This window comes from Actinopolymorpha pittospori, from assembly GCF_014873875.1.
Lineage (GTDB): Bacteria > Actinomycetota > Actinomycetes > Propionibacteriales > Actinopolymorphaceae > Actinopolymorpha > Actinopolymorpha pittospori.
Genome location: NZ_JADBEM010000001.1, coordinates 6,426,051 through 6,438,341, shown reverse-complemented (window position 1 = coordinate 6,438,341; position 12,291 = coordinate 6,426,051). Strand labels below are relative to the sequence as shown.

General features: G+C 68.5%; 13 protein-coding genes. 10 read left to right on the top strand and 3 right to left on the bottom strand.

Translation table 11 applies throughout. From position 1 onward, the window contains the following. Window positions 1–42 precede the first annotated feature (42 nt). The 4 genes from HEB94_RS30055 (at window position 43) to HEB94_RS52800 (ending at window position 4,090) form a co-directional block, all read left to right on the top strand. On the top strand, window positions 43–1,011 hold the full coding sequence (locus tag HEB94_RS30055) for an oxidoreductase (RefSeq protein ID WP_238361676.1): 969 nt from the start codon (window positions 43–45) through the stop codon (window positions 1,009–1,011). 171 nt (window positions 1,012–1,182) lie between these two features. Beyond that, complete coding sequence (locus HEB94_RS30050; protein WP_238361675.1) at window positions 1,183–2,862, top strand: glycoside hydrolase family 10-like protein; 1,680 nt, start codon at window positions 1,183–1,185, stop codon at window positions 2,860–2,862. Between the two features lie 30 nt (window positions 2,863–2,892). Further along, window positions 2,893–3,564: an HAD hydrolase-like protein gene (locus HEB94_RS30045; RefSeq protein ID WP_192752992.1), complete on the top strand. Its 672-nt coding sequence runs from the start codon at window positions 2,893–2,895 to the stop codon at window positions 3,562–3,564. A 403-nt stretch (window positions 3,565–3,967) separates the two neighbouring features. After that, entirely contained in the window at window positions 3,968–4,090 is a 123-nt protein-coding gene (locus HEB94_RS52800) for a hypothetical protein (protein WP_273376757.1), read from the top strand. Window positions 4,091–4,229: 139 nt separating this feature from the next. On the opposite strand, the gene HEB94_RS30040 is transcribed toward HEB94_RS52800, so the two are convergent. Next, complete coding sequence (locus HEB94_RS30040) at window positions 4,230–5,417, bottom strand: cytochrome P450 (RefSeq protein WP_192752991.1); 1,188 nt, start codon at window positions 5,415–5,417, stop codon at window positions 4,230–4,232. Window positions 5,418–5,584: 167 nt separating this feature from the next. On the opposite strand from HEB94_RS30040, the gene HEB94_RS30035 reads away from it, so the two are divergent. The 5 genes from HEB94_RS30035 (at window position 5,585) to istB (ending at window position 10,158) form a co-directional block, all read left to right on the top strand. Next, on the top strand, window positions 5,585–6,196 hold the full coding sequence (locus HEB94_RS30035; RefSeq protein WP_192752990.1) for a TetR family transcriptional regulator C-terminal domain-containing protein: 612 nt from the start codon (window positions 5,585–5,587) through the stop codon (window positions 6,194–6,196). Between the two features lie 195 nt (window positions 6,197–6,391). Then, window positions 6,392–7,363, top strand: coding sequence for a DUF222 domain-containing protein (locus HEB94_RS30030; protein ID WP_192752989.1), 972 nt, complete (start codon window positions 6,392–6,394; stop codon window positions 7,361–7,363). Between the two features lie 160 nt (window positions 7,364–7,523). Further along, window positions 7,524–7,739, top strand: a complete 216-nt coding sequence (locus HEB94_RS30025; protein WP_192752988.1) for a hypothetical protein — start codon at window positions 7,524–7,526, stop codon at window positions 7,737–7,739. A 110-nt stretch (window positions 7,740–7,849) separates the two neighbouring features. Further along, complete coding sequence (gene istA / locus HEB94_RS30020) at window positions 7,850–9,400, top strand: IS21 family transposase (RefSeq protein WP_192752342.1); 1,551 nt, start codon at window positions 7,850–7,852, stop codon at window positions 9,398–9,400. Further along, on the top strand, window positions 9,397–10,158 hold the full coding sequence (gene istB, locus HEB94_RS30015) for an IS21-like element helper ATPase IstB (protein WP_192752343.1): 762 nt from the start codon (window positions 9,397–9,399) through the stop codon (window positions 10,156–10,158). The genes istA and istB overlap by 4 nt, the downstream gene beginning before the upstream one ends. Window positions 10,159–11,137: 979 nt before the next feature. Here the strand turns inward: istB and HEB94_RS30010 are convergent. Next, window positions 11,138–11,494, bottom strand: coding sequence for an RNA polymerase-binding protein RbpA (locus tag HEB94_RS30010; protein WP_192752987.1), 357 nt, complete (start codon window positions 11,492–11,494; stop codon window positions 11,138–11,140). A 130-nt stretch (window positions 11,495–11,624) separates the two neighbouring features. Continuing rightward, window positions 11,625–11,858, bottom strand: coding sequence for a preprotein translocase subunit SecG (gene secG / locus HEB94_RS30005; RefSeq protein ID WP_092655586.1), 234 nt, complete (start codon window positions 11,856–11,858; stop codon window positions 11,625–11,627). Window positions 11,859–11,965: 107 nt separating this feature from the next. On the opposite strand from secG, the gene HEB94_RS30000 reads away from it, so the two are divergent. Further along, window positions 11,966–12,250: a YciI family protein gene (locus HEB94_RS30000; protein ID WP_192752986.1), complete on the top strand. Its 285-nt coding sequence runs from the start codon at window positions 11,966–11,968 to the stop codon at window positions 12,248–12,250. Window positions 12,251–12,291: the final 41 nt, after the last annotated feature.

The following is a 12,291-nucleotide window of genomic DNA, read 5'->3' as shown; positions in this document are numbered from 1 at the left end:
AGGAGACACTGTTCCTGCCACGATCGGATGCTTGCTGGGCAAATGTCGTATCTGGAAGGAATCATGGTGGGCATGGCCTCGATCTCCTGGACGGCTGACCACATCCCCGATCTGAGCGGCCGTACGGCAGTCGTCACCGGCGCCAACTCCGGTCTCGGCTTCCGCGTCGCCGTCGAGCTGGCTCGGTACGGCGCCACGGTGGTGATGGCCTGCCGTGACCTGCGCCGCGGCGAGACCGCCCTGAAGCAACTCGGCCAGGAGGTCGGGCGAAGCTCCGTCGAGCTCCGCCAGCTCGACCTGTCCGACCTGTCCAGCGTGCGCGCGTTCGCGACGGAGATGAAGACCGCCCACCGCGTGCTCGACATCCTCGTCAACAACGCCGGCATCATGGCGATCCCGCGCCAGCAGACCGCCGACGGCTTCGAGATGCAGCTGGGCGTCAACCATCTCGGCCACTTCGCACTCACCGGAGCGCTGCTCCCCTGCCTGGCGGCGGCACCCGACGCCAAGGTGGTCACCGTCTCCAGCCAGATGCACGCCATCGGCTCCATCGCGTTCGAGGACCTCATGTCCGAACGCCGTTACGGTCCGTGGCGCGCCTACGGCCAGAGCAAGCTCGCCAACCTGCTCTTCACGTTCGAACTGCAGCGGCGCGTCGACCGCGCGGGCCTGCGTATCTCGAGCCTTGCGAGCCACCCCGGCTACGCCGCCACCAACCTGCAGACCGCCGCCCTCCAGACCCGTAAACAGGCCTGGATCCGGCAGGCGGGTGAGACGGTGACCCGGATCGTCGCCCAGTCCGCCGCGCAGGGAGCGCTCCCCACGCTCTACGCCGCGACAATGACGGACGCTCGTGGCGGTGAGTTCTTCGGGCCAGACTCCTTCGGTGGCTCGCGCGGCTTTCCCACCCGGGTCAAGGCGTCGGCGAAGGCCTACAACCCGCCGACCGCCGCCCAGCTGTGGCACCGCTCGACCGAACTCACCGGCGTCGACTACGCCGCGCTGGCCTGAGGGTCGGTCGCGGAGCATGGTCTTCGCGCCCGACGGCGAGGTCGCCTGGCGCAACGATGGTGAGCCGAGCGTGCTTCGCGTGTCGCTCTCCGCTTCGTCAACCATAGACGGCATCCACCCCGAGACGGCACAATTCCTTCGGAGCCTGTCGCTCATCCGGAGGGGGTCGCCTTGCCTTCGTCTCGTGCCCGCCTGTCCCGAGTCGCGGTCTGCGCGGCCATGGTCGCGCTCCTCGGCGCCTTCGTCCTGACCTCCCCTTCCCGGGCGGAGGTGTCCCGGACCGATCCCACCGGGCGGACCACGCCCACCACGCCCACCACGCCCTCCACGCCCACGCGCAACGAACCGGCCGCGGCGTCTTGCCCGGCTCCGGACCCGGCCACACCGAAGCGGCAGTTCCGCGCCATGTGGATCGCCAGCGTCACCAACATCGACTGGCCGTCTCGGCCCGGCCTCTCGGCGGCCGAGCAGCAGGCGGAGTACATCCGGTTGCTCGACGAGGCGAAGCGCAACCGGTTCAACGCCGTCGTCGTCCAGGTCAGGCCGACGGCGGACGCGTTCTGGCCGTCGCCGTACGAGCCCTGGTCGGAGTGGCTCTCCGGGCGCCAGGGGCAGAGCCCGGGTTACGATCCGCTGGCCTTCGCGGTCCGCGAGGCGCACGCGCGGAATCTGGAGTTCCACGCGTGGTTCAACCCTTACCGGGTGAGCATGCAGGCGGACCCCAGCAGACTGGCGCCCGAGCATCCGGCGCGGCTGCACCCGGACTGGATCGTGTCGTACGGCGGCAAGCTCTACTACAACCCCGGCATCCCGGAGGTGCGCCGCTTCGTCGAGGACGCGATTCTCGACGCGGTACGCAAGTACGACGTCGACGGCGTGCACTTCGACGACTACTTCTACCCCTACCCCGTGGGCGCCGAGCAGTTCGACGACGAGGCGACCTACCAGCGCTACGGCGCCGGCTTCCCCAGCAAGGCCGACTGGCGTCGCGACAACATCGACCGACTGATCCAGGAACTCGGCGAACGCATCAAGGAGACCAAGCCCTGGGTGGAGTTCGGGGTAAGCCCGTTCGCGGTGTGGCGCAACAAGGCGACCGACCCGGAGGGCTCGGACACCACCGCGGGCGTGCAGACCTACGACGACCTGGGCGCCGACACCCGTAAGTGGGTGCGGGAGGAGTGGATCGACTACATCGTCCCGCAGGTCTACTGGAACATCGGCTTCGCCGCCGCCGACTACGCGAAGCTCGTCCCGTGGTGGTCGGCCGAGGTGGCCGGCACCGACGTCCAACTCATCATCGGGCAGGCGACCTACAAGGTAGGCACCTCCACGCAGGACCCGGCGTGGTTCGACCCCGACGAGATGAGCCGGCACCTGACGTTCAACGAGGGCTATCCGCAGGTCGTCGGCGACGTCTACTTCAGCGCGAAGGACGTGCGCGCCAACCGGTTGGGACACATGGACATCGTGCTCGCCGACCACTACACCCGCCCGGCCCTGGTCCCGGTCGCGGAACAACTCGGCGGTTCGACCCCGGACCAGCCGGTCCTCACCGGCGCCGAACCCGCCGCGAACGGCGTCCGGCTGACCTGGCTGGACCGCTCCCCCGCGTCCCACGCGGCCACGTCGTACGCGGTCTACCGGTTCGACGGCCGCCCCGACGTCGACGCCTGCGACCTCACCGACGCCCACGCGTTGCTCACCACCGTGCGGGCCGGAACGGACCGCCGACAAGCCATCATTGACACCACCGCCGCGGAGGGCCGCACCTACACCTACGTGGTCACCGCGCTCGACCGGATCCAGCACGAGAGCACGCCGAGCCGAAGCCGGACGATACGACGCTGACCGTTGGCGGGTTCGGATAGCCTGCGACGCGTGGCGCTTCTACTGCTGGACCTCGACAACACCCTCCTCGACCGGGACGCCGCGTTTCGGCGGGCAATGACGAAGTTCCTGCTCACCTACGACCTGCCCGCCGGCGACATCGAGTGGGTGATGGACATCGACGCCAGTGGCTACCTGCCGCGCGCCGATCTGGCCACGGCACTCCTCGAGCGCTACGCGAAGCTCGGTCCCGACGCGGTGCAAGCCTTCATTGACGCCGGTGCGGCTGACCACGTCGTGCTCGAGGAGTCCACCCGGCAGGCACTCCGGCGGGCGACCGCGGCTGGTTGGGCGTGCGTGATCGTGACCAACGGGAGGGTGCGCCAGCAGGAGCGCAAGATCGCGATCAGCGGCCTCGACGCCGAGGTCGCCGGTTGGGTCGTCTCGGAGGGCGTCGGCTACCGCAAACCGCAGCGGGAGATCTTCGCCGCCGCGGCCGACGTCGTCGGCGCCCGACTCGAGGACGGCGGCTGGATGGTCGGTGACGCTCCACGACACGACATCGCGGGCGCTGTCGAGGTGGGTCTCCGAAGCGTCTGGCTCCACCTCGGTCGGCCATGGCCGACCGACCTGGCGTTCCGGCCGACGCACGTCGCGGACGACGTGGCCGCGGCCCTGGACCACGTCGTCCGATCCACTCCTCGACAGCGCGTCGATCACTGACTCTCGCGCTGCTCGTTCACCGATCTGTCCGTGGCTGACGCCTGACGCGAGGTCTGCTCGGAGGGCTGCCACCAAGCCGCCGGCGTCGCCGGCGTCGTCGGCGTGGAACCGCACCGCGGTGACCTCCGGCCTGCGCGTCTCGGACAGCCGGACGGAGACCGGCCGGTTGAGCGTGACCTCGACGGTGGACTCGTTCATGACCAGGACGTGGAGGGTGTTCTCGTCGACCTGGACCGAGCGGCCCTCGCGACGCTCACGGAGCCGCCGTACGCCCGCCACGGCATCCAGAGGGATGAGGACGTCGACACTCAGACTGTTGCGCACCAGCAGAGCGTCCGGTCCGACCACATGCGGGCGGACGGTCACCGCGCCCAGCATCCCGAACATCCAGATGACGCCCCAGATGCCAAGCACCAAGAGGACGATGCGGGGCACCTCCCAGGGGATCAGCAGATGGAACGCGATCACCTCGAGCACCGACACGTTGATGAAGACGATGAGCGCCGCCATCATCGGACTCCGGTAGGCGAACGGCGTTCCGCCCGCGGGGACGTCGGGCCGGCGCGCCAGCCATCGGGCCAGGCTGCGCCACATGGCGGCTTCGAACTGAACGCCGTGCCGGACGCCGGCCAGCACCGTTCCGATCATTCTCCTGTCCATCGTCATCACCACGTGACCGGAAGGATCGTCGGACCGGCGTCGGTGTGGCTGCGGATCCACGGAACGTCCTCGACCGCTCCATGAATCCGGAGGTCGGGCAGTCGCTGGGCCAGGGCGCGGAGTGCCGCGCCCACCTCGACGCGAGCCAATGCGGCACCGAGGCAGTAGTGCGGCCCGCGACCGAACGTCAGATCCGAACCCCGACGGTGGGGGTCGAACCGGTCCGGCTCGGCGAAGTGGCGAGGATCGCGGCTGGCGGCTTCCAGACGGACGAGGACGAGATCACCCCTCGCGATCGGTGTGTCGGAGAGTTCGAGAGCCTGCTGGGCCCAACGGGGAAAGGGTTCACCGGTCAGCCCGGCCTGCAGCCGCAGGACCTCCTCGAGGATCTGCTCGGCCGGCTCGGAATCGCCCGCCAGCTCGGCGAGCCGGCCCTCCGAGACGAGCCGGATCGCGCCGACCGAGATCGCGTTACGAGTGGTGAGGTATCCGGCGGCGACGATCGTGGTGGCCAGGCTGATGAGTTCTTCGTCGCTGAGGCGCCCGTCCTGTGTATCTCGCACGGCGATCAGGGCGCTGAGCAGATCGTCGCCCATCCGCTCGCGTTTGGCGGCGACCAGACCGGCGGCGTAGCCCGCGAGCGCGGTCCACGCCTCCACCGTCCCCTCGGCCACCTGCCCGTCCGCACCCATCGCGAAGGGATCGGCGGCACTGGCCGTGTCGGCAAGCTCCCGGAACAGATCGCGCTCGTCGATGGCGACGCCCAGCAGGTCACTGATCACCAGGATCGGCAACGGAGACGCGAGACTCGCCACCATGTCGGCGGGCGGCCCACTCGCGGCCATCACCGCGACATGCTCGCGTGCCCACTCCTCGATTCGCGGGCGCAGCGCGGCGACGCTTCGCGGCGTGAACGCCTTCCCCACCAGCCGCCGGAGCCTGCCATGACCGGGGCCGTCGTCCAGAAGCGTTCCCTCGGCTCCCGCTTCCCCGGGCGGCGTGACCCCGAAGCGCGGATCGGAGAGTACGGCCCCAGCCGCGTCGTACGAGGTCACCAGCCATGCCGGTCGTCCGTCGGCGTTGCTCACCTTGGCGACAGAGGTGCTCTCACGAAGCTCCGCGTAGGCCGGCGGCGGTTCCATCGGATCCGGGCGGTCGAACGGCAGGACTCGGGTCGAAGTGCTGTTGGCCATGGGGTGCCTTTCCACAGGTCGTCGACGACGGCCGGTCGGCCGGCGGCCGGGTGGGCATGGGACATCCGCTCAAGCAGCGGCTCTTTACCTCCGCTTTACATTGCACCTGCAATGTAAACGGTGGCGCGGGCGGTGTCAATGCGACTGCAATGTGAAAAGATGCGGGGGTGCCGAAGAAGGTCGACCACCACGAACGCCGCACCCTGATCGCGGACGCGCTCATGCGCGTCGCGGCCGAGCGCGGACTCGAGGAGGTCAGCCTTCGGCACGTCGCGACCGAAGCCGGAGTGTCGTCCGGCATGGTGCAGCACTACTTCCGCACCAAGGACGAGATGATGATGTTCGCCCTCGAGGTGGTTTATGAGAACGTCCAGGCTCGCATCGCCGCGGACGTCGACACTCTCGGCGACTCGCCGGCGCCGCGCGAGTTGGCTCGGGCCCTGCTGATCCAACTCCTTCCAGTCGACGAGCCCCGCATGCAGGAAGGCCGCGTCGCTCTCGCGTTCTCCGCGTACGCGGCGGTGAAGCCGGCGATCGCCTCCGGACTCCGCGAGGACACGACCCAGATTCGGGAGTTCCTCGCGCAGCAGATCCGCCTCGGACAGGCAGCCGGTACCGCATCCAGCGACGTCGATCCGACCAAGGCCGCGACCGGACTGCTGGCCCTCGTGGAAGGACTCGCGCTCCACGTCATCGGCGAGTACTACCAGCCTGAGGTGGCACTGTCGGTCTTCGAAGCACACCTGGACCAACTGTTCGGGCCGCCACCGGCCTCGTGAGACCGCTCAGGATGTCGCGGCAAGGTTTGGTTGACGGCAGCGTCAAGGCTCTGTTGCGTCGAGATCCGCACCTCGACACATCTTCCGTGAGCCGCCTCTGCGATGGATCGCGCAGGCTGGCAGGCGCCGGTTGTCGCCACAAAACAAGGGGTTTCTGGGTCGCGTCGACTCGTCATCGCCGGTAGAATCGAACGTATGAGCGAGCCTGGTGGTGTGTCGGTGCGGGTGTCTCCGTTGCCTGCGGGATTCGCTGAGATGCTGCCGGGTCCTGGGTTGTTGTCGGCTTTGTTGTCGGTGTCGCGGGGTGACTGTAACGGGGTCGAGCTCGAGGAGTTGGTTCGTGCGCGGCGAAGGTTGATTTGTTGGTTGGAGGAGGGGTGTCTGGGCGATGTGGTGGAGTTGGCGCACACCCCACCCGGTCTGATCGACGACCCCGCCGTGCGGGTCGGTCCCGTTGACCCACACACCCCTGCGGTGTTGGAACCGCTACTAGGGTGGACTGCTTATCACGCCGACTGGTACGCCACGTTGGCGTTGACCCTGACCGAACTGCCGCGCACGCGGACGGCTCTTGCCCGAGGCGACCTCGAGATCGGCGAGGTCCGAGTCATCGCCGAACGTCTCGCCGATCTCAGCACTGGGGCGGACAGGCGGAAGGTGGAGGACGCCCTGTTCCCCGACGTTCTCGGGCTACGCGCTGGGTTGTTGCGGATGCGGGTGCAGGCGCAGGTCATCAAGGTCGACCCCGACGCCGCGCTGGCGCGGCATCGACGCCGCGTCCGGGACCGGGAGGTGGAGATCTATCCCGCGATCGATGGTGCCGCGGATCTGGCGGTGCGTGGTGTCCCGGCTGATCAGGCGGCGGAGGCATACGGGTATGTGGATGCGATCGCCCGCACCATGAAACAAGAAGGCGACCCCCGCCGGCTCGGGCAGCTCCGCGCCGACATCGCCACCAGCCTGCTCTCCGGCCGCACCCACATCCACAACCCCGACCCCCACGACACCCACAACTGCGATCGGCACAGCCCCGACCCCCACAGCCCTGACCCGCACGAGACCGGCGACACCAATGAGAGCGGCGGTTGTGGGGACGATGCCTGCGGCGGCGACACATGCGGCCGCGACAACGGTGACGGCGGCAGGGGCCGCTGGCGATTCAAGTGATCAGGCTCGCCGTGGTGCGGCGAAGGTCCCCGCACCTCGTGCACCGCAACCAGCCACACCCACAATCGCCGCAGCCACGGCCAGTGCCGCTGAACCCGCCGACGATCCGACCACCGCCGATGCAGCCGCGAGTGCCGGTCGGGGGAGTGGTGCGCCCAGGGTGGGGGTGCGGGCCCGGATCCAGCTAAACGTTCCGCTCACCACGCTGATGGGACTGTCGCAGCGGCCCGGTGAACTCGGCGGGTTCGGACCGATCCTCACCGAGGTCGCCCGCCAGCTGACCCTCAACCAGCTCACCAACCCCGACGCCCTGTCCATGGCCATGAGAAAGTCCCCAGTGGTGGCCAGTTTTAGGTCCCCACTGGTGGCCAGGTAGAAGTCCCCGTTTCCTCGCTGCTGGTCCCGCGTGTCGGCCGGGGGTTGTGGCCCTGAGCGGTGACGGTGGCGGTGTCTAGCCAGTCACCGCACCGCTCAGGGAGCTCCCCATTGTTATCTGCGAGGGAACGTATGGACATCATCGCTGCTTACCGCGAGGTAGGCACGTATCGGGGCGCGGCCGCGATGTGCGGCGTGTCTCACAAGACCGTGAAACGGGTGATCGAGCGGCAGGAGGCCGGCGGGGACGTGGCCTCGGAGCGGGAGCCGCGCGGGCACAACTATGACGAGGTCGGCGACCTGGTGGCCAGACGGGTGGAGGCCACGAGCGGGAGGATCTCGGCCAAGCGGCTGTTGCCAGTGGCGGCCGCAGCAGGCTATGCCGGGTCGGCGCGGAACTTCCGGCGTCTGGTGGCGGACGCGAAAGGCCAATGGCGTAAGGACAATCACCGCGGCAGACGGCCCGGGGTGTGGGCGCCGGGGCAGCATCTGCTGATCGACTGGGGTGTCGAGCTCGGGGTGCACGTGTTCTGCGCGGTACTGGCCTGGTCGCGGTACCGGTTCGTCCGGTTCGCTCACGATGAGCGGGCCGAGACGACGCTGCGGCTGCTGGCCGAGTGCTTCGAATCCCTCGGCGGAGTCCCAAAGGTGGTGCTCGCGGACCGGATGGGCTGTCTGAAGGCCGGTGTCGTGGCGAATGCCGTGGTCCCCACGGGTGGGTATGTGCGGTTCGCCGCGCACTACCGGTTCCGCCCGGACTTCTGCGAGGCCGCCGATCCGCAGTCCAAGGGCATGGTGGAGAACCTGGTCGGCTACGCCAAGCGCGACCTGCTCATCCCGCAGGCGCCGTTCGCCGACCTTCCTGCGGCCAACACGGCCGCAGCCCAGTGGTGCCGGGAGGTCAACCAGGTAAGGCATGCCGAGATCTGCGCGGTTCCGGCCGAGCGGCTGCCAGCCGAGCGAGGGCTGCTAGGCGAGCTGCCCTCGCTACGTCCGAGCCTGGGGAGGGCGACCCTCCGGAAGGTCGACCGGCTCTCGTGTGTGCGATACGGCTCGGCCCGCTACTCCGTCCCGACTTCTTCGATCGGCGCGAGCGTGCAGATCATCTGTCACGCCGGCTCGGCGCCGGGCGGAGTCGGTGGCCGGTTGCTGGTCCTGGAACCGGGCACGGGGCAGGTGCTGGCAGAACATCGGCTGGTCGCACCGGGGGAGGCGAGCATACTCGACGAACACTACGGCGGCCCTCGCCCCGAGCTGCCCGCGCGGGCGGTGCGGGCCAAAACCCAAGCGGAGAAAGACTTCTGCGCGCTCGGGGACGTCGCCGAAGAGTTCATCAAGGGCGCAGCCGCGGCCGGGAACTCCCGCCTAGCCGCCGAGCTCGCCGACATCACCACGCTCGAAGCAGCACACGGCCGTCAGGCACTGCTGGCCGCGCTGAACCGGGCGGTGGCGTTCGGCCGGTTCAAGGCCGCCGACGTCCGCTCCATCCTGGCCACCGGCGCCGGTGCGCCCGAACCGGCCGAGCCCGGTGATGTCTTGATCCTGCCATTACCCGCTGTCCCGGTCCGGTCCCTGGCCGACTACGCCCTCACCACAGATGCCGAGCACAGCACTCCGGCCGAGCCCCGCAACACCAACCCCGCAAGGGAGATCATCTCATGACCGCGTCCAGCCCGCCTACCTTGGCCGCTGACCTGACCGAGGGACTGCGCCGCCTCAAACTAGCCGCGATCCGCAAACTCGCTCCCGAGCTGCTCCAAACGGCCAAGACCCAGCGCTGGACACCAGAAGAGCTACTCCGGACGCTGATCGAGGCCGAGATCACCGCCCGCGAGGCCTCCAACGCCCGCAACCGGCTCAAGGCCGCGGCCTTCCCCCTCGTCAAGACCCTCGAGGAGTACGACCTGACCGTTTCCTCCGTACCCAAAGGAACATTCGACTACCTCGCCAACCTGGAATGGATCCGTGCGAAAGAGAACACCTGCCTGATCGGACCGGCCGGCACCGGCAAGTCGCACCTACTCGTCGCGCTTGGCGTCGCCGCCGTCGAACAAGGCCACAAAGTCCGCTACCTCACCGCGGCCGAACTGGTCGAAACCCTCTACCGAGGCCTCGCCGACAACTCCGTCGGCCGTGTCATCGACACCCTCCTGCGCAACGACCTGATCATCATCGACGAGCTCGGGTTCGCACCCCTGGACGCCACCGGCACCCAACTGCTGTTCCGGTTCGTCGCCGCCGCCTACGAACGCCGATCCCTCGGCGTGGCCTCGCACTGGCCCTTCGAGCAATGGGGCCGGTTCCTACCCGAACAGACCACGGCGGTCAGTCTCCTCGACCGACTCCTCCACCACTGCAACACCGTGGTCACCGACGGCGAGAGCTACCGCATGCGACAAGCCCGACACACCAGGAGGTGAACGCCTCACCACAAGCTGATCAAACCCGAGGAACGGGGACTTTTAGATGGCCACCAGCGGGGACACGCACTTGGCCATTGACACGCCCGCTACACCGTCGGCGTCACCCACCCCATCACCGGACAACTACTGCACCTACACCCACTACCCCAACGGTTCCTACGCGGACTACAAGCAGAACTCGTCCACGCCCTCAACCAACACTGCATCTGGCCCACCTGCCGAAGACCCGCCCCCACCTGCGACCTCGACCACAACACCCCCCACCACACCGGCGGACCGACCACGCCCGCCAACACCGCACCCCTATGCCCCCACCACCACACCGCCAAAACCGAATCAGCCTGGCCCCCCCACCAAACAACCCCCGGCCACTACAGACTCACCAACCCACACGGCAGACACCACCACACCCACCCACCCAACCTCACCGATCCCGCACCCCAACCACCCGCCACCAACGCCGCCGCGTCCAACACCGACGACACAGACGTGCCGCCCTTCTGAGCACCTGACAGAGGTGACGCAGGAATGAAGGGCAGGCCTCTGGGAGTGCGGGCGCGTATGCCGGGGCCGAACGCCTTCCTCTCACGCGCCACGCCGCGAGAGCGATCGTCCGAAGAGGGGCTCGAGAGGACACGCCGTGGAGTACTCACACGGCGACAGGGCGACTCACGACCGGTGCGCGAGCGGCCACCGCCCCGGGACGCCCGCGCCAGAAGATCAGCAGGCCACCTCGGCGGCACAGAGCGACCCCACACCACGCGGCGACCGGACATTCGGCAGGCCGACGTGGCCCCGACACCACGACGCCGCCGCTGGGAGGCGGCGGCGTCGGATGGCGCAGAGATGGCAGCGGCGAGGGCGTCTACGGCGAGTTCACGAGGGAGGTCCCGAGCGGACTAGCAGCAAAACCTGTGCAAGCTGCACCGCCGCCGGCCAGGCGACGGGCGGGGTCAGATGGACTGGCGAGCCGTACTCAGAGGATGATCTCGCCCCGGCTGACGCGGGCACGCAGCTGCTGGAGGGCCTCTTCCAGGATCTGGCGGGCTTCCTCGTCGGTGCGGCGTTCCTTCACGTAGGCCAGGTGCGTCTTGTAGGGCTCGTTGCGCGGGACCGGCGGCGGGTTGCCGGAGTCGACGCTGGCCGGGAGCCCACAGCGGGGGCAGTCCCAGGAGTCCGGAATCTGGGCGTCGATCGCGAAGCTGGGCCGGGTCTCGTGCCGATTGGCGCACCAGTAGGTGACCCGCTGCCGAGGCGCTGTGTCGCCGCGCTCGGCTTCTCCCATCGGACCGGCGCCGACCCGGCTGCCTCGAATGGCGCTGCCACTTGCCACGGACGATCTCCCTCGAGTGAAATGGCTGACGGGGCCGACGGATGGGGAAGTTCGGACATCGGCACTGAAAACGGATACGACGGACCGGTCGGGCGCTACGTCGTGGGTAGGTGGGGGTGGACGGGGTTGGTTAGCTGAACTTGAGCAACAATCCGAGCGCCACGATGCAGGCGAACCAGATAATGCCCATACCGACCGTGATCCGGTCAAGGTTGCGCTCAGCGATGGAGGAGCCGCCGAGGCTCGACGTCACGCCGCCGCCGAACAGGTCGGACAAGCCGCCACCCCGCCCTTTGTGGAGCAGGACCAGCAGCACGAGCACGAGACTCGTGAGGATCAGCAGGATCGAAAGCGCGGTGACCACGTTCCGGTGAACCCCTTTGTCTGACGGAGCCGACGACCGGCTATGAGTACCCAAGACTACGACACACCGACGCAGTACGGGTGCCCCGGCACCGTTAGCCTTCGGGAATGGCGATCTTCGCAGTCCAGCTGACGTTCAAGAACAACGACCGACGCCTCGAGGTCCGCCCGTCGCACCGCGAGTATCTCGCCTCGCTGCGCGCGACCGGGAAGCTTGTCACGGCAGGGCCCTTCGCGGATGACAAGGGTGCCTTGCTCGTGTACGACGTGGCCGACGAGACCGAACTGCGCGAGATCCTCGCCAAGGACCCCTACACCCCCGCCGACGTGTACGACATCGCCGAACTCCGCGAGTGGCGGCCGCTGTTCCCGCTGGCCGAGACGTCCAACTGAGAGCAAACCGCCAGGTCAGACCCGATCCGGGGCAGGTTAGG